Origin of the sequence: Agrococcus sp. ProA11, from assembly GCF_039880525.1 — a bacterium.
GTDB classification, from domain to species: Bacteria; Actinomycetota; Actinomycetes; order Actinomycetales; family Microbacteriaceae; genus Agrococcus; species Agrococcus chionoecetis.
This window is the reverse complement of sequence record NZ_CP156989.1, coordinates 2,183,765-2,207,092: the sequence shown is the minus strand read 5'-3', so window position 1 is coordinate 2,207,092 and position 23,328 is coordinate 2,183,765. Positions and strand designations below refer to the sequence as shown.

At 71.3% G+C, this 23,328-nt stretch carries 21 protein-coding genes; 15 read left to right on the top strand and 6 right to left on the bottom strand.

From position 1 onward, the window contains the following. Positions 1-45: 45 nt before the first annotated feature. Entirely contained in the window at positions 46-2,430 is a 2,385-nt protein-coding gene (locus ABG090_RS10520) for a UvrD-helicase domain-containing protein (protein WP_347754432.1), read from the top strand. 27 nt (positions 2,431-2,457) lie between these two features. On the opposite strand, the gene ABG090_RS10515 is transcribed toward ABG090_RS10520, so the two are convergent. After that, a complete protein-coding gene (locus tag ABG090_RS10515; RefSeq protein ID WP_347754431.1) occupies positions 2,458-2,646 on the bottom strand; it encodes a hypothetical protein in 189 nt (62 codons plus the stop codon). A gap of 166 nt (positions 2,647-2,812) precedes the next feature. Between ABG090_RS10515 and ABG090_RS10510 the strand changes: the two genes are divergently transcribed. Genes ABG090_RS10510 through ABG090_RS10495 form a run of 4 tightly spaced genes read left to right on the top strand, consistent with a single transcriptional unit; the run spans position 2,813 to position 5,575 of the window. Next, complete coding sequence (locus tag ABG090_RS10510; RefSeq protein WP_347754430.1) at positions 2,813-3,409, top strand: DM13 domain-containing protein; 597 nt, start codon at positions 2,813-2,815, stop codon at positions 3,407-3,409. Positions 3,410-3,458: 49 nt separating this feature from the next. Continuing rightward, positions 3,459-3,743: a hypothetical protein gene (locus ABG090_RS10505; protein WP_347754429.1), complete on the top strand. Its 285-nt coding sequence runs from the start codon at positions 3,459-3,461 to the stop codon at positions 3,741-3,743. 18 nt (positions 3,744-3,761) lie between these two features. Beyond that, a complete protein-coding gene (locus ABG090_RS10500; RefSeq protein ID WP_347754428.1) occupies positions 3,762-3,917 on the top strand; it encodes a hypothetical protein in 156 nt (51 codons plus the stop codon). After that, entirely contained in the window at positions 3,914-5,575 is a 1,662-nt protein-coding gene (locus ABG090_RS10495; protein WP_347754427.1) for a DUF5671 domain-containing protein, read from the top strand. The genes ABG090_RS10500 and ABG090_RS10495 overlap by 4 nt, the downstream gene beginning before the upstream one ends. 165 nt (positions 5,576-5,740) lie before the next feature. Here ABG090_RS10495 and ABG090_RS10490 read toward each other — a convergent pair whose 3' ends face one another. Genes ABG090_RS10490 through ABG090_RS10480 form a run of 3 tightly spaced genes read right to left on the bottom strand, consistent with a single transcriptional unit; the run spans position 5,741 to position 8,978 of the window. Next, positions 5,741-7,396 carry a tripartite tricarboxylate transporter permease gene (locus tag ABG090_RS10490; protein ID WP_347754426.1) on the bottom strand — a complete coding sequence of 552 codons (1,656 nt, stop codon included), beginning with the start codon at positions 7,394-7,396 and terminating at the stop codon, positions 5,741-5,743. Further along, positions 7,396-7,941, bottom strand: coding sequence for a tripartite tricarboxylate transporter TctB family protein (locus tag ABG090_RS10485; RefSeq protein ID WP_347754425.1), 546 nt, complete (start codon positions 7,939-7,941; stop codon positions 7,396-7,398). The genes ABG090_RS10490 and ABG090_RS10485 overlap by 1 nt, the downstream gene beginning before the upstream one ends. Then, positions 7,938-8,978, bottom strand: coding sequence for a tripartite tricarboxylate transporter substrate-binding protein (locus tag ABG090_RS10480; protein WP_347754424.1), 1,041 nt, complete (start codon positions 8,976-8,978; stop codon positions 7,938-7,940). The genes ABG090_RS10485 and ABG090_RS10480 overlap by 4 nt, the downstream gene beginning before the upstream one ends. A 162-nt stretch (positions 8,979-9,140) precedes the next feature. Between ABG090_RS10480 and ABG090_RS10475 the strand changes: the two genes are divergently transcribed. Together ABG090_RS10475 and ABG090_RS10470 are read left to right on the top strand one after the other, a co-directional pair. Further along, positions 9,141-10,757, top strand: a complete 1,617-nt coding sequence (locus tag ABG090_RS10475) for a sensor histidine kinase (protein WP_347754423.1) — start codon at positions 9,141-9,143, stop codon at positions 10,755-10,757. Then, positions 10,757-11,428, top strand: coding sequence for a response regulator (locus ABG090_RS10470; RefSeq protein WP_347754422.1), 672 nt, complete (start codon positions 10,757-10,759; stop codon positions 11,426-11,428). Before ABG090_RS10475 ends, ABG090_RS10470 begins: the two co-directional genes overlap by 1 nt. 19 nt (positions 11,429-11,447) lie before the next feature. Here the strand turns inward: ABG090_RS10470 and ABG090_RS10465 are convergent, their stop codons facing one another. Then, positions 11,448-12,170 (bottom strand): VIT family protein, encoded by a 723-nt coding sequence (locus ABG090_RS10465; protein ID WP_347754421.1) that lies wholly within the window; start codon positions 12,168-12,170, stop codon positions 11,448-11,450. Positions 12,171-12,358: 188 nt separating this feature from the next. Between ABG090_RS10465 and sucC the strand changes: the two genes are divergently transcribed. The 5 genes from sucC (at position 12,359) to ABG090_RS10440 (ending at position 16,664) form a co-directional block, all read left to right on the top strand. Further along, entirely contained in the window at positions 12,359-13,525 is a 1,167-nt protein-coding gene (sucC, locus tag ABG090_RS10460; protein ID WP_347754420.1) for an ADP-forming succinate--CoA ligase subunit beta, read from the top strand. Between the two features lie 11 nt (positions 13,526-13,536). Beyond that, positions 13,537-14,436 carry a succinate--CoA ligase subunit alpha gene (gene sucD, locus ABG090_RS10455; protein WP_347754419.1) on the top strand — a complete coding sequence of 300 codons (900 nt, stop codon included), beginning with the start codon at positions 13,537-13,539 and terminating at the stop codon, positions 14,434-14,436. Between the two features lie 110 nt (positions 14,437-14,546). Continuing rightward, positions 14,547-14,726 (top strand): hypothetical protein, encoded by a 180-nt coding sequence (locus ABG090_RS10450; protein WP_347754418.1) that lies wholly within the window; start codon positions 14,547-14,549, stop codon positions 14,724-14,726. A gap of 50 nt (positions 14,727-14,776) precedes the next feature. Continuing rightward, complete coding sequence (locus tag ABG090_RS10445) at positions 14,777-15,589, top strand: hydrolase (protein WP_347754417.1); 813 nt, start codon at positions 14,777-14,779, stop codon at positions 15,587-15,589. A gap of 220 nt (positions 15,590-15,809) precedes the next feature. Continuing rightward, positions 15,810-16,664 (top strand): type IV toxin-antitoxin system AbiEi family antitoxin domain-containing protein, encoded by an 855-nt coding sequence (locus ABG090_RS10440; RefSeq protein WP_347754416.1) that lies wholly within the window; start codon positions 15,810-15,812, stop codon positions 16,662-16,664. A gap of 118 nt (positions 16,665-16,782) precedes the next feature. Here the strand turns inward: ABG090_RS10440 and ABG090_RS10435 are convergent, their stop codons facing one another. Next, positions 16,783-19,002 (bottom strand): NADP-dependent isocitrate dehydrogenase, encoded by a 2,220-nt coding sequence (locus ABG090_RS10435; RefSeq protein WP_347754415.1) that lies wholly within the window; start codon positions 19,000-19,002, stop codon positions 16,783-16,785. 147 nt (positions 19,003-19,149) lie between these two features. On the opposite strand from ABG090_RS10435, the gene ABG090_RS10430 reads away from it, so the two are divergent. Genes ABG090_RS10430 through purH form a run of 3 tightly spaced genes read left to right on the top strand, consistent with a single transcriptional unit; the run spans position 19,150 to position 23,115 of the window. After that, positions 19,150-20,682: a DUF6350 family protein gene (locus ABG090_RS10430; protein ID WP_347754414.1), complete on the top strand. Its 1,533-nt coding sequence runs from the start codon at positions 19,150-19,152 to the stop codon at positions 20,680-20,682. Positions 20,683-20,692: 10 nt separating this feature from the next. After that, the gene (gene purN / locus ABG090_RS10425; RefSeq protein ID WP_347754413.1) at positions 20,693-21,331 is read left to right on the top strand and encodes a phosphoribosylglycinamide formyltransferase; all 639 of its coding nucleotides are present in this window, start codon (positions 20,693-20,695) and stop codon (positions 21,329-21,331) included. Further along, positions 21,328-23,115 (top strand): bifunctional phosphoribosylaminoimidazolecarboxamide formyltransferase/IMP cyclohydrolase, encoded by a 1,788-nt coding sequence (purH, locus tag ABG090_RS10420; RefSeq protein WP_347754412.1) that lies wholly within the window; start codon positions 21,328-21,330, stop codon positions 23,113-23,115. Before purN ends, purH begins: the two co-directional genes overlap by 4 nt. Positions 23,116-23,328: the final 213 nt, after the last annotated feature.

The window sequence follows — 23,328 nt, the reverse complement described above, 5'->3', positions numbered from 1 at the left end:
CCCACCCGGCCCGGCGCGTGGGTGCCCCCGCGTAGAATCGAGCGGATGAGCGACTTGTGGGGGCTGAACGACGAGGGCTTCGGCGATGTGCAGCGGCCGGGACCCGTCGGACCCCGCGGCGACGGCATTCCCGAAGCCCTGCTGGCCGGCCTCAACCGCCCCCAGCGCGAAGCAGTCGAGCATCGCGGCCCCGCCCTGCTGATCGTCGCCGGCGCCGGTTCCGGCAAGACGCGCGTGCTCACGCACCGCATCGCTGGCCTGCTCGCGACGCGCGAGGCGTGGCCCAGCCAGATCCTTGCGATCACCTTCACGAACAAGGCCGCGGCCGAGATGCGCGAGCGCGTCGAGCACCTCATCGGCGAGGAGTCGCGCGGCATGTGGATCTCCACCTTCCACTCCGCGTGCGTGCGCATCCTGCGGCGCGAGGCCGAGGAGTTCGGCTTCAAGCAGTCATTCACGATCTACGACTCGGGCGACGTGCGCGCGCTCATCAAGCGCCTCATCAAGCAGCGCGGCGCCGACATCCAGGGCCTGACGCCCGGGGGAGTCTCCGCGCGCATCTCGAAGGCCAAGAACGAGCTGCACGACGTCGACTCCTGGGCCCGCACCGCGAGCCTCGAGAACCCGCTGGACGTCGCCTTCCTCGAGCTCTGGCGCGACTACGACGCCGAGCTGCGCCGCGCGAACGCGTTCGACTTCGACGACCTCATCTCGCAGACCGTCTTCCTGCTGCGCGCCTTCCCGCGGGTGGCCGCGCAGTACCGCAAGCGCTTCCGGCACCTGTTGGTCGACGAGTATCAGGACACCAACGCCGCCCAGTACGCGCTCATCCGCGAGCTGACGCAGCCCGTGCCGCGCGCCGACCTGCCCGACCTCCGCAGCGACCTGCCGGGCGCTTCGCTGACGGTCGTGGGCGACTCGGACCAGTCGATCTACGCCTTCCGCGGCGCCGACATCCGCAACATCACCGACTTCGAGCGCGACTTCGGCGGCGCGCGCGTGATCATGCTCGAGCAGAACTACCGCTCGACGCAGAACATCCTCTCGGCCGCCAACGCGGTGATCGGCAACAACTTCGACCGACGCGCGAAGAACCTCTGGACCGACTCCGGCGACGGCGCCAAGATCATCGGCTTCACCGGCCACTCCGGCTACGACGAGGCGCAGTTCGTGGCCGATGAGATCGTCGAGCTCACGAGCGGCGGCATGTCCTACAGCGACATCGCGGTCTTCTACCGCACCAACGCGCAGACGCGCGCGCTGGAGGAGGTGCTGATCCGCACCGCCGTGCCCTACCGCGTGATCGGCGGCACGAAGTTCTATGAGCGCGCCGAGATCAAGGATGCGATGGCGTACCTGATCACGGTGGCGAACCCCGCGGATGCGCTCAGCCTGCGACGCATCATGAACGTGCCGAAGCGCGGCATCGGCCCCGCCACCGAGGCGGCGCTGCAGGCATTCGCCGACGAGCACCAGATGACGCTGCGGGATGCGATGCGGCGCGTCGACGAGATCGCCCTCGGGCCGAAGGTGGCCGCGGCGATCAAGGATCTCGCCGCGCTGCTCGACGAGTGGAGCGACAAGCCCGACGCCGACCCCGGCGAGGTGCTGCGCGAGCTCATGAGCCGCTCCGGCTACACGGATCAGCTGCGCCGCTCGCCCGACCCGCAGGATGCCGCGCGACTCGAGAACGTCGAGGAGCTGGTGGCGGTGACGCGCGAGTACCGGCGGCAGAATCCGGGCGGCACGCTCGTCGACTTCCTCACCGAGACGGCGCTGGTCGCGGCGGCGGATGAGCTCGACGACTCGGGCGGCCAGGTGTCGCTGATGACGCTGCACACGGCGAAGGGCCTCGAGTACGAGGCGGTGTTCATCACCGGCGTCGAGGAGGAGCTGCTGCCCCACCGCATGGCCGCGATGGAGCCAGGCGGGCCCGCAGAGGAGCGGCGCCTGTTCTACGTCGGCATCACGCGGGCGCGGCAGCGGCTGCACCTCTCGCTCGCGATGACGCGTGCGCAGTTCGGCGAGGTCAACCCCGCGGCGCCGAGCCGCTACCTGGAGGAGATTCCCGCCGACCTGATCGACTGGCGCACACCGCCGTCGAGCATGCGCGGATCGCAGCCCCAGGTGCTGGGGAGCCGGTGGCGCGACGAGCCGCGGGAGTCGTTCGTGCGGGGATTCCGCGACAGCCCGAAGCCGCTGCCGAAGGGCCCGAAGCGCGAATTCGCCAACACCATCACCGAGGTGCGGGACAACTCCTCGCTGGAGCTGGAGCCGGGGGATCGCATCCGCCACAAGGACTTCGGCGAGGGCCGGGTGCAGACGGTGGCCGGCACCGGGGCGAAGCGCATCGCGGAGGTGCTCTTCGACAGCGCCGGACGCAAGCGGCTGCTGATCAAGATCGCCCCCATCGAGAAGCTGAGCGCGTAGACCGCTGCGCTGGCGGCGCGCTCGGGCCTACAGCCCCGGCGTCACCAGCAGCACCATGGCCACGAGCGTCACCGCGCCCACCAGCCAGATGACCGGCTGCAGCCGTCGCCGCAGCGTGCGCGGCGGACGACCGTCGTCGTACTGGTCGAACCACGGATCCAGCTCGGGCGGGACTCGGTCCTGCTCGTGCTGCTGCTGCCGCTCGTGCTCCTGCATGCGCACCAGCCTGCCATGCGCGCCTGAACCGGTCACGCTCGATCGATCTACCGGGCCGACGCACCGTGCTGTTTCACCCGTGCCGATCCACCCGTGCGGCGGGGGCCGCATCGGCCTAGCCTGGAGCCAGCGCGACTGGAGTCGCGCGAGCGGCAAGGGGGCAGACATGGCGCAGAGCGCGAGACGACGCTGGATCTGGTGGCTCGGCGGCGGGGTGCTCGTCGTCGCACTGGTCGTCGGCGCGGTGCTCTTCCAGCCCTGGCGACTCTTCGTCGACATGGTCGTCGACGAAGAGGTGCCCACCGCGGATGCCTCACCGACCGAGCCCGCAACGTCCGAGCCAGCCCCGTCCGAGCCAGCCCCGTCCGAGCCGGCCCCGGCGCAGCCGGTGCCCAGTGACGACCCCACCACGGTCGAGCTGACGAGCAGCAGCTTCATCAGTCACGAGCATCCGACCACCGGCACGGCGCGGGTGCTGCGACTCGCTTCCGGCGAGCGTGTGCTGGTGCTCGAGAACCTCGACACCTCGAACGGGCCCGATCTGCACGTCTGGCTCACCGACCAGCCGGTCATCGAAGGCACCGACGGCTGGTTCGTGTTCGACGACGGCGACTGGACCACCCTCGGGCCGCTGCGCGGCAACATCGGCACGCAGCAGTACGCGATCCCGGACGATCTCGACCTGGGCGCGGTGACGAGCGTCTCGATCTGGTGCGAGCGCTTCGCCGTATCGTTCGGTGCCGCACCGCTCGCCCTCAGCTGACCGCATTCGACCGCTGGCGGGCTGGCGCGCCGGGGGCCATGATGACCACATGGACGCCAGCGGCGACAGACGAGACCGCACCCTCTGGGTGGTGCTGGCCGCCGTCGCCGCGCTCGTCGTGATCGCGCTCATCGTGGTGTTCACGCGCGGCGCGGCGGCCCCTCTCGACGAGGCGACGCCGGCCGGAGTGGTGCAGCGCTACGCGGAGGCCGTGATCGCCGGCGACGAGCGCACCGCCCGCGAGTATCTCGTCGAGGAGGTGCGCGACGACTGCGAACGGATCGGGCAGGGCACGCTCGACGACATCCGGGTGACCCTGGTGTCGACCACCTAGCGCGACGACACCGCTGATGTGGATGTCTCGATCGTGACCTCCACCGGCGGTGGGCTGTTCGGACCTGCGGAGTATCGCGAGGACGCCACGTTCGACCTGGTGCGGGAGGGATCCGACTGGGTCGTGGAGACGGCACCGTGGCAGCTCGCCATCTGTCTGCAGGCGGCACCGTGAGCGCCGTCGAAGCGCCGGTTGTGCCCGACTCCTCGCCCCGCGGCGCGCAGAGCACGGTGCGACGGGTGATCGTCTACGCCATCTTCTTCGCGCTGGTCGCGATCACCGCGAACGGCGTCAGCGGTCTGCTCGGCCGGCTGCTCGAGACTCGTACCGATCTCGGCTCCGGCGAGGGCGGGCTCGCGCTCTCGCTGGCGTTCACCCTGATCGGCGGACCGCTCGCGATCGCCCTGTGGTGGCTCCTCTGGCGCCGCCTCGAGGGAGCGGACCGCGCATCGGTCTCCTGGGGGCTCTACGTCGGCGCGATGACGTTCGTCTCGCTCGTCACCTTCTCGACCGCGCTGCTGGGGGCGCTCGCCGATCTGATCCGTGGCGACTGGGCGCCGGAAGCGCTCGCGACCGCCATCGCCTGGCTCGCCGTCTGGATCCTGCACCGGCTCATGTCGGCGCATCGCAGCAAGGGACCAGTGCGCCTGTCCACCGTGCCGAGCGTGCTCGGTGCGGCATACGGGCTCATCCTGACGATCGGTGGCGCGATCCTCGCCCTGCAGATCGTCTTCGGCGCTGCGCTGCTGCCGGGCTCGGCGCAGATTGGAGACCCGTGGTGGCAGAGCGCGCTGCAGGCGCTCGTCTGGGCCGTAGGTGGCGCCGCCGTCTGGTGGCTGCACTGGATGCGCGACGGCGTTTGTCGCCTCACCGGCGGCTTCGCCGCTGTCGCGCTCGTCATCACCGGAGTGTTCGGTGGTGCTGCGGTCACGCTCGGCGGTGTGGGCACCGCGCTCTACGTCGGATTGCGCGCCGCCTTCGACCGCGGCGACGGGTGGCGGGCGCTGCTCGATCCCCTCCCGCTCGCGGCTGCGGCCGCGGCGGTCGGCGCGGTGGTGTGGCTGTACCACCGGCGCATCGCGCAGGAGCGCTCCGAGGGCACCCGCAGTGCCGCTCGCCTGGTGGAGGCCGGCATCGGTCTGATCGGCGCGGCATCCGGCATCGGGGTGATCGTCAACGCCCTGCTCGCCGCGCTCTCGACGCCCCTCGCCGGCAACGATGCGCGCGCGCTGCTGCTGGGCGGCATCGCCTCGCTCGTCGTCGGAGCACCGGTCTGGTGGCGCGCGTGGCGGCCGCTCGACACCGCGAAGGATGCCGGTGCCACCGGGCGGCGCGTCTACCTCGTCGCGGTCTTCGGCGTGAGCGCGGTCGTCGCGATCGTCGCCCTGCTCGTCATCGGCTTCCGGATCTTCGAGTTCACGCTCGACGGCGGCGCGGGCGACGGCTTCGTCGAGCGCATCCGCGCACCGTTCGGCCTGCTGCTCGCGACCGCGCTCGTGGCCAGCTATCACTTCGCCATCTGGCGCCGCGACCGCGCTGCGGCGCCGGGCGAAGCGCGTGCCCGCGCGATCGACCGGGTGATCCTGGTGACGATCGGGGATGCGTCGGCGCTGGAGGACGCGATTCGCGCCGCCACCGGGGCATCGGTCACGCGGTGGGTGCGCGCGGACGCGAGCGAGGCTCCGGCGGCGACCTCCGCGAACTCTGCTGCCGAGGGATCCGCCGAGGCCGTGGCTGCCGCGCTGCGCGCGCTCGAAGGCCTGACGGCGCGCCGCGTGCTGCTCGTGACGGGACCAGGGGAACGCGTCGTGGCGATACCGCTCGCCGACTGACGCCCGCGCCGGCGCCCGAGTCAGCCGGCGGTCTCGGGCGCCGAGCAGCTGCTGCAGCGTCCAGCGGCGACCGGCTCGTCGCGACGCTACGCCCCACCGCCCACAGACGAGCTCGACGGATGCCGCAGCCGGTGCACCGGGGCAGCATCCGTCGAGGGTCGTGGCTCAGTCGCGCTCGTCGCGCTCCTGATCCTTTGGTCGGATCGTGGGCAGCGCCGTGGTGGAGAGTCGACCGCGGTCGACCTCCGGGTGCGGCTCGTGCAGCTCGATCTCCTGATCGAGGGTGCTGATGGCGGTCGTGTCGACCGGCGGCAGCGACGCCTCGAAGCGAGCGCGGCGACGCTTGAGCCACAGCGCCAGCGCAATGACGAGCACCATCAGGCCGTAGGCGACGATCGAGAACGGGCTGTGCACCAGGTAGGCCGGATCGCCCTGGCCGATCTGCATCGCCTGCCGCAGCTTCTCCTCTGCCATCGGGCCGAGAATGGCGCCGACGACCAGTGGTGCGATCGGGAAGCCGAGCCGCCGCATGAAGAAGCCCATCACGCCCAGCACCAGCAGCACGCCGATGTCGAACACCGTGAAGTTCGCCGCGTAGGCGCCGAGCCCCGCGAACACGAGGATGCCTGCATAGAGGTAGGGGCGAGGGATCTGCAGCAGCTTCACCCACATGCCCACGAGCGGCAGGTTGAGCACCAGGAGCATCGCGTTGCCGATGAAGAGCGACGCGATCAGCGCCCACACGAGCTCGGGCTGCGCCTCGAACAGCCGCGGGCCGGGCTGGATGCCGTAGCCCTGGAAGGCGCTCAGGATGATGGCGGCCGTCGCGGTGGTCGGGATGCCGAGCGTCAGCAGCGGCACGAGCACGCCGGCCGCCGCCGCATTGTTGGCAGCCTCGGGACCCGCGACGCCCTCGATGGCACCCTTGCCGAACTGCGCCTTGTACTCCTTCTTGGCCACGCTCCGCTCGGTCGCGTAGGAGAGGAAGGTCGCGACGTCGGCGCCGCCGGCGGGAATCGACCCGATCGGGAAGCCGATGGCCGCGCCGCGCAGCCAGGGCTTCCAGGAGCGAGCCCAGTCGGAGCGGCGCATCCAGGTGCGCCAGCCACGCGTGATCGGGATGAGCGGCAGCTCGCCCCCGCGCAGCCTGGACCCTACATAGAGTGCCTCGCCGAGAGCGAAGAGCCCGACGGCCACCAGCACGACATCGATGCCGTCGCCGAGCTGTGGAATGCCGAGCGTGAAACGCGTTTGGCCGGTGAGGGAGTCGACGCCGATGAGCCCGATGAACAGGCCCAGCCCGAGCGACACCATGCCGCGCCATGCGCTGTCGCCCAGCAGGGCGCCCACCGTGAGGAAGGCGATCACCATGAGCGCGAAGTAGTCGGATGGGCCGAGGCTGACCGCGAACCGGGCCACGGTGGGTGCCAAGAGGGTGAGCAGCACCGTGGCGATCGTGCCGGCAACGAATGAGCCGATCGCGGCCGTGGCCAGCGCGGCTGCGCCGCGGCCGGCGCGCGCCATCTTGTTGCCCTCGAGCGCGGTCACGATCGACGCCGACTCGCCTGGCGTGTTCAGCAGGATGGAGGTGGTCGATCCGCCGTACATGCCGCCGTAGTAGATGCCGGCGAAGACGATGAATGCGGCGGTCGGCTCGAGCGAGTAGGTGATCGGGAGCAGCAGCGCCACCGTCATGGCGGGTCCGATGCCGGGCAGCACGCCGACGGCGGTGCCCAACAGCACGCCCAGCAGCGCGTAGAGCAGGTAGATGGGCTGGAGGGCGGTGGCGAAGCCGTCGAGCAGCAGCGACCAGGTATCCATCAGAGACCGATCCAAGAGGTGAGGGTGCCGGTGGCCGGCAGTGAGAGGCCGAGCATGGTGCCGAACACGAACTGCGTCACGACGCCGAGCGCGAGGCCGATGAGCGCCGCCAGCCACCAGCGCTTAGCGCCGAGTGCGACAGAGGCGCCGGTGAACAGGATCATCACGCCCAGTGGCCAGCCCAGGTGCGGGATGGTGAGCATGAGCGAGAGGAAGCTGAGCACCACGACGGCAGTGACGCCCCAGGAGGTGCCCGCCTCGAGGTCGACATCCTCGCCGGCTTCGGCGTGGCCGAATCGGCCACGGATCTGCGCGATGAGCACGGCCAGCGCACTCACGAGCAGCAGGCCGCCGACGGCGTAGGGCACGACGCGGGCGCCGAGCGTGTTCGTCGATCCCGGAGGCTCGCGAATGGTCGTTGTCGCGATCATGACCGCAATCGAGAGCACGATGAGCAGTCCGACGAAGACCATCGACTCGATGCGGAGCGAACGCGACGCCGCCGACGCACCCGAGGGGGCGTCGGCGGACGTCGGGGAGGTCATTCGATGAGGCCGATCGTGCGCAGCGTCTCCTGGGTGAGGGTCATGTCCTCTGCCAGGAAGGCGTCGAAGTCGTCACCGGCGATGAATGCATCGGTCCAGCCGTTGGTGGTGAGCAGCTCGCCCCACGCGGCTTCGTCGTGCAGCTGCGTCACCAGGTCGACGAGCGCGGTGCGCTCCTCGTCGGTGATGCCGCCGGGGGCAATGACGCCGCGCCAGTTGGTGAGCGTGATGTCGATGCCCTCATCCTGGATGGTGGGTACGTCGGGCAGCATCTCGGCGGGCTCGGCGCTGGAGACCGCGAGTGCACGCAGGTCGCCGGAGAGCACCGACTCCGAGAACTCGCCGACACCCGAGATGCCTGCCTGCACGGTGTTGCCGAGCAGCATGGTGAGCGCCTCGCCGCCGCCGGAGTTGGCGACATAGTTCAGCGTGCCGGGCACCTCCGCGGGAGCGACGCCGGCCTCGGTCAGCAGCAGCCCGGCGAGGATGTGGTCGATGCCGCCGGCCGAACCACCGGTAACGGCGACGCCCTGGCCCTCGGCGACGATCGCGTCGACGAGATCCTGCAGCGACTCGTACTCGGAGTCAGCGGGGACGACGATGACGAGCGGCTCCTCGGTGAGCTTCGCGATCGGGGTCATGTCTTCGATGCGGTTGTCGGAAGCGTTGGTCTCGACTGCGCCGACCATCACCGAGCCCGTGATCATGAGCGTGTTCGGGTCGGTCTCGGTCGCCAGGCTTGCGAGGCCGACGGTACCGCCGGCGCCGCCGATGTTCGTCACCGGCGCGCTGTCGACGAGGCCGGTGTCGGTGAGCGTGGCGCCGATGCCGCGCGCGGTCTGATCCCAGCCGCCACCAGGGTCGGCGGGGGCGATGACGCTCACCGCGGTGATCGCGGAAGCTTCGCCATCAGGCGCCTCGGAGCCTGACGCGGTGCCGCCGCTCGAGCAGGCTGCGAGCGTGAGGGCTGCTGCCCCAGCGACGCCGATGCGGACGATGGACTGCAGCCGCGGGCTGCGAGTGGTGCTGGGGTGCATGGATCGCACTTCTCCTCCTTGAGCGCCCGGCGCCATGCCGGGTCACGATCTTCGGAGAACGTAGCCCGGGCGCTCGCACCGCTCGGGGTTGTGGTCGTAAGGGTGCGTTCTGGTCGTTTCGGTCGTCATTCGGCACCGTCGCGGCGGCCTACGATGGCGGACGTGGAGCGAGCGATGACGCTGCGGACGCAGCTGGTGCTGCTGCAGAGCGCCATCATGCTCGTCGTCATCGTCGGCTCCGGCATCGCGGCCGCATGGCTGCAGGAGCGCTCGCTCCGCGACGCCTACCTCGACCGCATGATCGGGGTCGCCTACTCGGTCGCGCAGCTGCCGTCGGTGATCGAGGCCTTCGACGATCCCGAACCGTCCGTCGTCATCCAGCCGATCGCCGAGACCGTCCGCACCGCCTCCGATGTCACGTACGTCGTCGTGACGGATGTCGAGGGCATGCGCTTCTCGCACCCGAACCCCGATCGCATCGGCGAGGTCGCCTCGACCGAGCCCGATGCGGCGATCACGGGAGAGCTCTTCACCGGCAGCCAGACCGGCACGCTCGGGGAGTCCTGGCGCGCGAAGGTGCCGGTGTTCGGCTCGGGCGGCGAGATCATCGGCCAGGTGTCGGTGGGCATCCTGGAGGCGGAGCTGCAGCAGGCGTGGCTCGCGAACGTCTGGGTGCTGGCGCTCTGCCTCGCGGTGGCCGCGATCGTCGGCGTCGTGCTGGCGAGCTGGGCGGCCTCGCATGTGCGGCGGCGCATCTACGGGCTCGAGCCCGAGGAGATCAAGGCGATGCTCGAGACCCGCAACGCGACGCTGCACGGCATCGGCGAGGGGCTCGTGGTCGCCGACCCGCGAGGCGTGATCACGCTCTGCAACGATGCGGCGCTGCGGTTGCTCGGCCGCGAGGGCGACGAGCTCGCGGGCGTGCCTGTCGGCGCGGTGCTCGATGCACAGCTCGACGCGCTGCTGGCGGACGCCGGTGAGCAGCAGCTCGTGCTCGCGGGCGAGCGCGTGCTCGTCGTGCGCGCCGATCCGGTCGTCGTCGACGGCCGCGACATCGGCACCGTGCTCATCCTGCGCGACCGCACCGAGATCGCCACCGCGCTGCGCGAGCTCGCGGGCGCGCAGGGCATGACCGAGACGCTGCGGGCGCAGCAGCACGAGTTCGCGAACACGCTGCACACCCTCGGCGGCCTGCTCGAGCTCGGCGAGACCGAGGCGGCCGTTGGCGTGATCCGGCGCGCCGGCGGCGGCGGCGCGCTCGACCCGCTGGAACCGGACTCGGGCATCCTCGAGCCGGAGGTCGCCGCGCTGCTGATGGCGAAGCGGGCGCAGGCGCGCGAGCGGGGCGTCGAGCTGACGGTGCGGGCGGATGCGGCGCTGCGACCGGCGCCGTCGGCGGCGGTGGCGGGAGACTGGCTGACGGTGCTCGGCAACCTGGTCGACAACGCCGTGGATGCGTCCCCGGGCGGTCGGGTCGAGGTGGCGATCGACGACGCGGCGACGGTCGCCGGGCGCACCGTCACCATCGCCGTCGATGACGACGGCGCGGGCGTGCCGCCGGCGCTGCGCGAGTCGATCTTCGACGCGGCCTTCTCGACGAAGCAGCGCCCGCTCGGCTCGGCGCGCGGCTACGGGCTCACGCTCGTGCGCCGCGTGGCCGAACGGCTCGGCGGAGCCGCTGTCGTCGGGATGTCGCGGCTGGGCGGTGCGCGCTTCGTCGCCACGCTGCCCGTGGCGGTCGACAGCGTCGACGCTGCCCAGGTCGGGGAGCAGCGCTGATGCGGCCGCTGCGGGTGCTGATCGTCGAGGACGACAAGGCGGTCGCGGTCGTCACGCGCGGTTTCGTCGAGCGCCACGGCGCGTTCGCCGTGGTCGGCGAGGCCGGCACCGGGCGCGACGCGCTCGAGGCGATCGAGGCCGTGCGTCCCGACCTGGTGCTGCTCGACATCCATCTGCCCGACGCATCCGGCATCGAGGTGCTGCGGGTCGCCCGCGCTCGCGGCTTCGCGGGCGAGGTCATCGCGGTCACGGCGGCGCGCGACCTCGAGACGGTGCGCGCCGCCCGCGCATTCGGCGTGCGCCACTACCTCGTCAAGCCGTTCGGCCTGGAGGCGATGCGTGATCGGTTGGACGCGGTGCGGGCGGAGCTGGCGCAGGCGACGAGCCTGTCGACGCAGCCGTTGGATCAGCGCGCAGTCGACGCGATGCTGCAGCCGTCCGACCGGCAGAAGCACGCGCCTGCGGGCTCGCAGCTGACGCTCGATCGTGTCGCCGGGCTGCTCGCGGGCACCGAGGGCACGGTGAGCGCGGCCGAGGTCGGCGAGCACCTGGGCATGTCGCGCGTGAGCGCCCGACGCTATCTCGAGCGCCTGGTCGTCGAGGGGCGGGCCGAGGTCGCGCCGCGCTACGGCGGCACCGGACGGCCAGAGCTGCGGTACAGCGCGCGCTGATCGCGTCGGCGCGACGCCGTCAGTGCACCGGCGTGCCGACCAGCGCCCCGATGAACCAGGTGGCGGCCAGGGCGATCGTGCCGCCGATCAGCACCCGCAGCATGCCGCGGCGCTTGCCCGAGCCGCCGATGCGCGCCGAGATGGCGCCGGTGAGCACCAGCGCCAGGATCGTCGCCACGATGATCGGCCACGGCATCCAGGCTGCGGGGGAGACGAGCGCCGCGAGCAGCGGCACGAGCGCGCCGAGGGTGAAGGAGAAGCCCGAGGCGGCGGCGGCCGCCCACGGGTTGTTGAGGTCGTCCGGGTCGAGCCGGTACTCCACATCCAGGTGCGCACGCAGCGCATCCGCCTCGGTGAGCTCGACGGCCGCCCGGTGTGCCGTGTCAGGGCGCAGCCCGCGCTCCTCGTACATGTGGGCGAGCTGCTCGATCTGGCCGGTGGGATCGGCGCGCAGCAGCGCGAGCTCCCGATTGATCGCCGCGCGCTCGCTGTCGCGCTGCGACGAGACCGAGACGTATTCGCCCACGCCCATCGAGAAGGCACCGGCGACCAGGGCGGCGATGCCCGCGGTGAGGATGCCGCCGAAGGACGTGCCCGCGCCTGCCACACCGACCATCAGCGCGGAGGTCGACACGATGCCGTCGTTCGCGCCGAGCACACCGGCGCGCAGCCAGTTGAGCCTCGAGGTCATCGACTCGACCGGCGGCGGCAGATCGGGCCGACGCTGCAGTGCGGGATCCATGGATGTTCCTCCTGTGCAACCATCGTCGGTGGTCGATGCGAACCCCGCAAGCAAGGCGAGGCTCGCGCGAAAGCCGCAAGAAAGCCGAATCTTCGGGGTTCGGCGTGCCGAAAGCGCGCGGGATGCCCATGGCGACGGGACTAGGCTTGCGACGGCGAATCCCCCACTACATACGGATTGGATGACGCGTGGATCTCTACGAGTACCAGGCAAGAGACCTCTTCGAAAAGCACGGTGTCCCCGTGCTTCGAGGCATCACCGCCGACACCCCCGAGCAGGCCGAGGCAGCAGCCGCGGAGCTCGGTGGCGGTGTCGTGGTCGTGAAGGCACAGGTCAAGACCGGCGGACGAGGCAAGGCAGGCGGCGTCAAGGTCGTCAAGAGCCCCGAAGCGGCGAAGGACGCGGCGAACGCGATCCTGGGCCTCGACATCAACGGGCACACGGTGCACCGAGTGATGGTGGCTGAGGGCGCCGCGATCAAGGAGGAGTACTACTTCTCCGTGCTGCTGGACCGCGCGAACCGCTCCTACCTCGCCATGTGCTCCTACGAGGGCGGCGTCGAGATCGAGCAGCTGGCCGAGGAGCGCCCCGACGCGCTCGCCAAGGTCGAGGTCGACCCGGCCGTGGGCATCGACGCGGCCAAGGCCGAGGAGATCGTGCGCACCGCGAACTTCCCCGACGAGCTCGTCGCGAAGATCGCCCCCGTGCTGGTCAAGCTCTACGACGTCTACGTCAAGGAGGACGCCACGCTCGTCGAGGTGAACCCGCTGGTGCTCACCGAGGGCGGCGACATCGTCGCGCTCGACGGCAAGATCACGCTCGACGAGAACGCCGAGTTCCGTCAGGAGGGCCACGCCGCCCTCGAGGACAAGGCCGCCACCGACCCACTGGAGGCGAAGGCCAAGGAGTCCGACCTCAACTACGTCAAGCTCGACGGCCAGGTCGGCATCATCGGCAACGGCGCCGGCCTCGTCATGTCCACGCTCGACGTGGTCGCCTACGCGGGCGAGCGGCACGGCGGCGTGAAGCCCGCCAACTTCCTCGACATCGGCGGCGGCGCATCCGCCAAGGTCATGGCGGCGGGTCTCGACGTCATCCTGAACGACGAGGACGTCAAGAGCGTGTTCGTGAACGTCTTCGGCGGCATCACCGCCTGCGACGCCGTCGCGAACGGCATCGTGCAGGCGCTGGAGATCCTCGGCGACTCGGCCACCAAGCCGCTCGTCGTGCGACTCGACGGCAACAACGTCGAGGAGGGTCGCCAGATCCTCGCCGACGCCGCGCACCCGCTGGTGACGGTTGTCGACACGATGGACGAGGCAGCCGACAAGGCCGCCGAGCTGGCTGCGGCGTAAGGGAGCAAGAGATGTCGATCTACCTCAACAAGGACAGCAAGGTCATCGTCCAGGGCATCACCGGCGGCGAGGGCTCGAAGCACACCGCCCGCATGCTCGCGGCCGGCACCCAGGTCGTCGGCGGCGTGAACGCGCGCAAGGCCGGCACCACCGTCTCGCACGTGGCGCAGGACGGCTCGCAGGTCGAGCTGCCCGTCTTCGGCTCGGTCGCGGAGGCGATGGCCTCCACCGGCGCCGACACGTCGATCGTCTTCGTGCCGCCGGCGTTCGCGAAGGACGCCGTCATCGAGGCCGTCGACGCGGGCATCGGCCTGCTCGTGGTCATCACCGAGGGCATCCCGGTGCAGGACTCGGCAGAGTTCTGGGCCCACGCGAAGGCCAAGGGCACCACGCGCATCATCGGCCCGAACTGCCCGGGCATCATCACGCCGGAGGAATCGCTGGTCGGCATCACGCCGGCGAACATCACCGGCAAGGGCCCGATCGGCCTGGTCTCGAAGTCGGGCACGCTGACCTACCAGATGATGTTCGAGCTGCGCGACATCGGTTTCTCGACCGCCATCGGCATCGGCGGCGACCCGATCATCGGCACGACGCACATCGACGCGCTCGAGGCGTTCGAGGCTGACCCCGAGACGAAGGCGATCGTCATGATCGGCGAGATCGGCGGCGACGCCGAGGAGCGCGCTGCCGACTTCATCAAGGCGAACGTGACGAAGCCGGTCGTCGGCTACGTCGCGGGCTTCACGGCACCCGAGGGCAAGACCATGGGCCACGCCGGCGCCATCGTCTCGGGCTCGTCGGGCACGGCTGAGGCGAAGCAGGAGGCCCTGGAGGCCGCCGGCGTCAAGGTCGGCAAGACGCCGACCGAGGCAGCCCGCCTCATGCGGGAGATCATCGAGTCGCTCTGACGACTCCACGAGGAAGGGCCCCGGCTTCGGTCGGGGCCCTTCCTCGTTCACGGCCGATGCACGGATGCGGCGTCTATGGTGGCGGCACCGAGTTCGAGCAGGAGGACAGCATGAGCGACAGGGACGACCACCAGCACGACCAGCAGGACGGCGATGAGGGCACGAAGAAGGCCGACGGGCTCGGCTCCGACGGCACTATCCCGAACGAGCCGGACGGACTCGCCGCGACCACAGACGACGAGCCCTCGACCTTCGAACCAGAAGAGGGCGAGCCCACCGGTCACGCGTAGCGCTCGCTTCGCGGCTTCCGCTCCGCCAGCCGGCGCGGCACAGTGGTGCCATGACGACGCTGTGCGCCACGTGCGGGGTGGAGGCCGACCAGCCACTGCCCATGACCTGCCCGATCTGCGCCGACGAGCGGCAGTGGGTGCCGGCAGCGGGGCAGCGCTGGAGCTCGATCGCGCAGCAGCAGCGCGAGGGCTTTCGGATCGACGTGGACGAGCTGGAGCCTGGGCTCTGGGCGGTCACGTCCGAGCCGCAGGTGGGCATCGGCCAGCGCGCGCTGCTGGTGCAGACGGGCGAGGGCAACCTGCTCTGGGATCCGATCGGCACGATCACACCCGCCGCGATCGAGCGGGTGCGGGAGCTCGGCGGCATCGCGGTGGTGGCTGCCTCGCATCCGCACATGTTCGGCGTGCAATGCGCATGGGCGGATGCGCTTGACGCGCGCGTGCTCGTCAACGAGCGCGATGCGGCGTGGCTCCAGCGGCGGAGCGCGCGCATCGAGCTGTGGGACGGTGAGCTGGAGGTGCTCCCGGGTGTGAGGCTGATCCGCTTCGGCGGCCACTTCCCGGGCTCTGCGATGGTGCTCTGGGCGCAGGGCAGCGGCGGCGAGGGCTCGTTGCTCGCCGGCGACACCATCCAGCCGAAGCCCGATAGGCGAAGCCTGGGCTTCATGCGCTCGTTCCCCAACAACATCCCGATGTCGCCCGGCGTCGTGCGGCGGATCGCCGACCAGCTGGCGCCGCTGCGCTATCGCCGCATCTACGGCAACATCGCGGGACAGCTGATCGAGGACGGCCCGGCAGCGGTCGAGCGCTCGGCCGCGCGGCACATCGCCTGGTGCCGCGGCGAGCACGACGATCTGACCTGAGGCTCAGGCAGCGCCGGCCGGCTCGCACGGGCGCGCCCCGCAGATCGGGAACCCGGTGAGCAGGCGTGACTGCCGCTCGCGTCGCCGGCAGATCCGTGCCGGTCAGCGCACATCGCTGGACTATCCAGCTCTGCGCGCCGAGGCTCCCGGATCCGCCGCTTTCCACAACCGCTGCCTTGGCGAGCGCGACCGCACCCCTCCGCGTGCGACGGTGCGCCGCATGAGCGACACCCTTGCGACCCGGGCCGGAATCCTCACCAGAGCCCAGCTGCACGCGATCGGCTGGACCAGCGCGCAGCTCGAACAGGCCGTCGCGACGGGCCGGCTCATCCGCGTGCGTCCGGGCTGGTTCGCGGGCGAGCCGGTCGACCCGGAGGTGCTCGCCGCCGTCAAGGCCTATGGGTGCAGCTCGTGCTTCTCGGCGCTGCGGCTCCACGGCGTCTGGGTGCCGGAGGGAAGAGGTGCGCACGTGCGCCTGCCGCGCCATCGGCAGCGGCGCCGACGAGCAGGGGAGCCGAAGCGCTGCCGGCCCTTCGGGGTGCAGCCGCCCGTGGCCAGCGCGATCGACAGCCTCGAGGTCGCGTTCCGCTGCGTGCTGCGCTGCGGCAGCCGCGAGGAGATCGTCGTGGTGATCGACTCGATCCTGCAGCGGCGGCTCGCGAGCCGGCACACGCTGGAAGACTGGATGGACGACGCGCCGTTCGCCGTTCGAGCACTGGCTGCGCTCGCCGACGGCAACGCGGAATCGGGGACCGAGTCGATGGTGCGCTTCCGGCTCTGGAGGCGACGGCTGGCTACGCGGATCCAGGTGCGCGTCATGGAGGGGATCCGCGTCGACCTGCTGATCGGCGACCGGCTGATCATCGAGTGCGACAGCCGCGAGCACCACACGGAGGCAGGCGCTTACGAGAGCGATCGTCGCCGCGACCGCCGCCTCATTGCCCGAGGCTTCATCGTGCTGCGGCTCACGTACCGGCAGATCCACGACGAGTGGCCCGAAATCGAGCGGGAGATCCTCGCGATCGTTCGCCGCGGCGACCATCGCTGGCCTCGGCAGCGGAAGAACCGGGGCTGACGGTGCACACAGCTGGATAGTCCAGCTGTGTGCGCTCAGGCTCCCGGATCTGCCGGACCGCGGGCGCGCGCGGACGACGAGGGCCCGGCCGCGCATGCAGCCGGGCCCCGCAGATCGATCAGCGCAGCGGCGCGAGGATCGCGTTCAGCGACGCGCTCGGGCGCATGGCCGCGTCGGCCAGGTCGTCGTTCACGCGGTAGTAGCCACCGACGTCGACCGGGCTGCCCTGCACGTCGAGCAGCTCCTGCTCGATGGTCGAGGTCTGCGCGGCCAGCTGCTCCGCCACCGGTGCGAACGTCTCCGCCAGCGCCGCGTCGGTCGTCTGCGCGGCGAGCTCCTCGGCCCAGTAGCGCGCGAGCCAGAAGTGGCTGCCGCGGTTGTCGATCTCGCCGACCTTGCGCGAGGGCGACTTGTTCTCGTTGAGGAACGAGCCCGTGGCGGCATCCAGCGTCTCCGCCAGCACGCCCGCGCGGGCGTTGCCGGTGGACTCCGACAGGTGGCGGAACGACTCGGCCAGCGCCATGAACTCGCCGAGCGAATCCCAGCGCAGGTGGTTCTCCTCGATCAGCTGCTGCACGTGCTTGGGGGCCGAGCCGCCGGCACCGGTCTCGAACAGCCCACCGCCGTTCAGCAGCGGCACCACCGACAGCATCTTCGCGCTCGTGCCGAGCTCGAGGATGGGGAAGAGGTCGGTGTTGTAGTCGCGCAGCACGTTGCCGGTGACCGAGATGGTGTCCTCACCGCGGCGGATGCGCTCGATCGAGAGCTTCGTCGCCTCGACCGGGCTGAGGATCTGGATGTCGAGACCCTCGGTGTCGTGGCGGGGCAGCTCCTGCTCGACCTTCTTGATGAGCTCTGCGTCGTGGGCGCGCGCCTGGTCGAGCCAGAAGACCGCGGGCGTCGACGAGGCGCGGGCGCGCGTGACCGCGAGCTTCACCCAGTCGCGCACCGGCACGTCCTTGGTCTGGCAGGCGCGCCAGATGTCGCCGGCCTCGACGTCGTGCGCCATGAGCACGTCGCCCGCAGCGTTGACGACCTCGACGCGGCCGTCGCGCTCGATGCGGAAGGTCTTGTCGTGCGAGCCGTACTCCTCGGCCTTCTGCGCCATCAGGCCGACGTTCGGCACCGAGCCCATGGTGGTCGGGTCGAAGGCGCCGTTGGCCTGGCAGTCCTCGATCACGGCCTGGTAGACGCCGGCGTAGGACGAGTCGGGGATGACGGCAAGCGCATCGGCCTCCTCGCCATCCGGGCCCCACATGTGGCCGGACTGGCGGATCATGGCCGGCATCGACGCGTCGACGATGACGTCGCTCGGCACGTGCAGGTTGGTGATGCCGCGGTCGGAGTTCACCATCGCCAGGCGCGGGCCGTCGGCAATGCCGTCCTCGATGGCCTTGCGCACTCCCGCGGCGGTGGACTCGTCGAGCCCGGACAGCCCGGAGAGGATCGAGGCGAGACCGTTCTCGGCCGACAGGCCGGCTGCCTCGAGCTGCGAGCCGTAGCGCTCGAAGACCGCCGGGAGGAACGCGCGCACGACATGCCCGAAGATGATCGGGTCGGAGACCTTCATCATCGTCGCCTTGAGGTGTGCGGAGAAGAGGATGTGCTCGTCGCGGGCGCGCTTGATCTGCTCGGCGAGGAACGCATCCAGCGCCTTCGCGCTCATGAACGTCGCGTCGACGATCTCGCCCTCGAGCACCGGCAGCGCGTCCTTCAGCACGGTGGTCTCGCCGTCGGCGCCCACCAGGCGGATCTGCAGGGTGTCGTCGGCGGGCATCGTCACCGACTGCTCGTTCGAGAAGAAGTCGCCGCCGCTCATGGTCGCGACGGCCGACTTGGAGTCGTCGGCCCACGCGCCCATGGAGTGCGGGTGCTTGCGCGCGAAGTCCTTGACCGAGCGCGGCGCGCGGCGGTCGGAGTTGCCCTCGCGCAGCACCGGGTTGACGGCCGAGCCCTTGATCGAGTCGTACCGAGCGCGGGTCTCCCGCTCCTCGTCGTTCGTGACCTCGTCCGGGTAGTCGGGCAGGGCGAAGCCCTGCTGCTGCAGCTCGGCGATCGCGGCCTTCAGCTGCGGCACCGATGCCGAGATGTTGGGCAGCTTGATGATGTTGGCTTCTGGCGTGTTCGCCAGCTCGCCCAGCTCGGCCAGCGCATCCGGCTCCTGCTGGTCCGCCGGCAGCCGGTCGGCGAAGGTGGCGACGATGCGCCCGGCGAGGGAGATGTCACGGCGCTCGACCTCCACGTCGGCCGCAGCGGCGAATGCGCTCACGATCGGCAGGAAGGAGTGCGTCGCGAGCATCGGCGCCTCGTCGGTGTACGTGTAGATGATCTTGGCCATGCGGCTCGAACCTCTCGAACGATGTGGTGGGCGGCGGCCACGAACCGAGCGCGTGCCGCGCCGTGCCCATCCAACCTAGCGCCTGCCAGCTGGGCCGCGCGGCGAGGCGGCGGGGGAGACGGCGGATGCGTCGATACAGTGCCTGCCGTGCGTCGCGTATGGGCCGGCATCGGCCAGGCAGTCGAGTCCGCCGCCATCGCGGCGGTGGGCATCGTGCTGTGCGCGCTCGTGGTGCTCGCGGTGTGGGGCATCGATCAGGGCTTCGGTGGCGACCCGCTGCTGCAGTGGCGCATCGCCGCCGACGCATGGCTGCTGGGCCACGGTGTCGACATCGGCATCAGCCCCGGTCGCGCGGCCGTCGTCGAGGTCGGCCTGGAGGAGGTCGCGCGCCCCTGGGTGCTCTCCGCGGGCGCCTGGGGCATCGGAATGCTCACCTTCTGGCTGCACTGGCGCAGCGGTCGGCGCCTCGCGTCGCTGCCGCTCGTCGACGTCGCCATCGCGCTCCTGCTCGGCACCGCCGTGACGGCTGCGATCGGGCTGCTGGTCGGCTCGAGCGCGCAGCACGCCACGGCGGCACCGAATCTGGCGCACGCGGCGGTGTTCCCGGCGCTTGTCGCGCTCGTCGGCATGGTGGGCGCGGTGTTCGCGACTCACCGGCACCACTGGCTCATCGCGAGTGCTCGCGCGCTCACCGTCGAGGAGCGCTGGCTGCGCTCGATCCGCGCGGCCGCGCGCGCCGGCTTCGGCGGCTTCGTCGGCGTGCTGGGCGTCGGCGCGCTGCTCATCGGGCTCGGTCTGTTCCTGCGCTTCACGGAGGGCCTGCTGCTGCTGGAGGCGCTCGGGGTCACGGCGGTGGGCGTGGTCGTGATGTTCCTGCTGCAGCTCGCATTCGCGCCGACCGCCATCGTCTGGGCGGCCAGCTGGGCCGTCGGCCCCGGATTCACGCTCGGACGCGGCTCGAGCGTCTCGCCGCTCGACACCAGCCTCGGGCCCGTACCGGCGATGCCGCTGCTGTCCGCCATCGACCCGAGCCCGCAGCCCTGGATGGCCGCGGCGGTGGCGCTGCCCGTGCTCGCAGGACTGCTGGTCGGCGTGCTCGCGCGGCAGAGCCTGCTCGCGGGCACGGTCGATCGCCCGGTGCACTGGTGGGAGCTCGCGATCGCCGCCGCCGGCGGCGGCGTGCTCGCCGGCGCGCTGCTCGGCGTCGCGAGCGTGCTCTCCACCGGAGCGATCGGTCCCGGCAGGCTCGCCGTCACCGGCCCGGACGCGATGCTCAGCGCAGCCTGGGGCGCATTGGAGATCGGCGCAGGGCTGCTCATCGGCATGCTGGCCGGCGGTCGCGGCACGGGCGCGCTCGCGGGCGGCTTCACGGTGCCGCTGGCCGCCGAGGGACAGGGCACGGGCATCCGTGAGTTCTTCGGGTTCGGCCGCGGTGGTGCCGACCGCTTCGATGCGGATGCGGATGCGGATGCGGACGCGGACGCGGACGATGCTGCTGCTGCGGATGCCGATTCGGAATCGGATTCGGATTCGGATGCGGGTGCGGATGCGGCTTCGGATGCTGACGATGTTGCTGCTACGAACGCTGCTGCGGACGCCGAGGCTGCGCCGGCGCTCGAGGAGCCGCTCGACCCGGCGGACGAGGAAGCCGCGACCGGAGCGGATCACGACCCTCGGTAGGATGGTCGGCGTGCTGCGCCTTGTCGTCCTCGTCTCCGGCAGCGGCACCAACTTCACCGATCTGCTGCAACGCACCCGTGCGGGCCGCGTGCCGGCCGAGATCATCGCCGTCGGCGCCGACCGCGAGTGCGGCGGACTGGAGACGGCCGCAGCCGCGGGCATCGCCACATTCGTCGAGCCCTTCTCGACACCGCGCGAGGCGTGGTCGGACCGCATCGCCGACCGGGTCGCCGCGTTCGAGCCCGACGTCGTCGTGCTCTCCGGCTTCATGCGGCTGCTCTCGCCCGCTGCGGTCGCACGCTTCGAGCCCGCGATCCTCAACACCCACCCCGCGCACCTGCCCGAGTTCCCGGGTGCGCACGGCGTGCGCGACGCGCTCGCGGCGGGCGTGCAGGAGAGCGGCGCCAGCGTGATCATCGTCGACAGCGGCGTCGACACCGGGCCGATCCTCGCGCAGCAGCGGGTGCCGGTGCTGCCCGACGACACCCAGGAGTCGCTGCACGACCGCATCAAGCTCGTGGAGCGCGAGCTGCTGGCGAGGGTTCTCACCGACATCGCCGACGGCGCCATCGACCTCGCCGACCTGGGCCTCGAGCACCGGCTCGACCGCCAGCGGCCCACCGACCCGACAGTGAAGGAAGCCCCGTGAGCGGACCCCAGCACGACCCGAGCCTCTACCGCGAGCGCGACGCGGTGCCCTTCCAGCGGGCACTGCTGTCGGTGAGCGACAAGACCGGCATCGTCGAGCTCGGCACGGCGCTCGCCGCGGCCGGCGTCGAGCTCGTCTCGACCGGCTCGACAGCGAAGATGCTGGCGAATGCCGGCCTGCCGGTCACGGAGGTCGCAGCGGTCACGGGGTTCCAGGAGGCGCTCGACGGGCGGGTGAAGACGCTGCATCCGGCGATCCACGCGGGCCTGCTCGCCGACCTGCGGCTCGAGCACCACGAGGAGCAGCTGGCCTCGCTCGGCATCGCCCCGTTCGAGCTCGTGGTCGTGAACCTCTACCCCTTCGTGGAGACGGTGCGCTCCGGCGCGGCGGAAGCCGACGTGGTCGAGCAGATCGACATCGGTGGTCCGGCGATGGTGCGCGCATCCGCCAAGAACCACGCGAACGTCGCGATCGTCACCGATCCGCGGGTCTATTCGCTGATCGAGCGGGCGGCATCCAAGGGCCTCACCCTGATGCAGCGCCGAGCGCTCGCGCGCGACGCCTTCGCCCACACTGCCGCCTACGATCGCGCGGTCGCCCGGTGGTTCGCGGGCGAGCCGGTGGATGAGGCACCCGCCGCCGCGCCCGCGACGGCCCCCGCCTCGGCCGAGCAGGCGCCGGTCGCGGATGCCGCGGGAGCGGCCACGCCCCAGCTCGTCGAGCCCGCCGCGGCGGCGCCCGCGCGTGCGACGTCGGCCCCGGCCGCAGCCGGCGCGGCAGCGGCGTCACCGGCATCCGCGCCGACTGCCGCCGACACCTCGAACGCCACCGGCCTGCTCCGCGCGGTCGGCGCCGCGACCCTCGTGCAGGGACTGCGGTACGGCGAGAACAGCCACCAGCAGGCGGGCCTGTTCGGTCTTCCGGGCGGGCGCGGCCTCACGCAGGCCGAGCTGCTGCACGGCAAGGCAATGTCGTTCAACAACTACGTCGATGCCGACGCCGCGCTGCGTGCCGCCTACGACTTCACCGAGCCGGCCGTCGCGATCATCAAGCACGCGAACCCCTGCGGCATCGCCATCGCCGATCCCCGTGCCGCCGATCCGATCGCGTCCGCGCACGAGCGTGCGCACGCGTGCGACCCGGTGTCGGCCTTCGGCGGCGTCATCGCGGCGAACCGCACCGTCACTCGCGCGATGGCCGAGACCGTGAAGGACATCTTCACCGAGGTCGTCGTCGCCCCCGACTTCGAGCCCGAAGCGCTCGAGCTGCTCTCGGCCAAGAAGAACATCCGCCTGCTGCGCCTGCCCGCCGACTACGCGCGCGAGGGCTCCGAGCTGCGGCAGGTCTCGGGCGGCGTGCTCGTGCAGCAGCCCGACACCTTCGAGGGCTTCTCGTCGCACACGTGGCGCCGCGTGTCGGGCTCGCACGTGTCGGATGCGGTGCTCACCGACCTGGAGTTCGCCTGGCGGGCCGTGCGGTCGGTGAAGTCGAACGGCATCCTGCTCGCCGCCGGCGGTGCATCCGTCGGGGTCGGCATGGGCCAGGTGAACCGCGTCGACTCGTGCGGCCTCGCCGTCGCGCGGGCGGGCGATCGGGCAGCGGGATCGGTGGCGGCATCCGACGCGTTCTTCCCGTTCGCCGACGGACTGCAGGTGCTGCTGGACGCGGGCGTCGCCGCGGTCGTGCAGCCCGGCGGCTCGGTGCGCGACGAGGAGGTCATCGCGGCCGCGAACGCCGCCGGCATCACGATGTACTTCACGGGCGAGCGCCACTTCGCGCACTGACCCTCGCGCCCACCCCCGCCCGGCTCCACCCCCGCCCCCGCACCGCCGCCGAGCGGTGCCCTTGCGCCCGAGCGGTGCCGGCGCGCCCCCCCCCCCAGTCGGGCGCAACCGCACCGCTCGGGGCCGGCGGGCGCGGTGCGGCGACATCCGATCGAGATAACTCGATCAGGGGCTGGACACCGTCGCGCCGACCTGCTTAGACTCGAAGGCTGA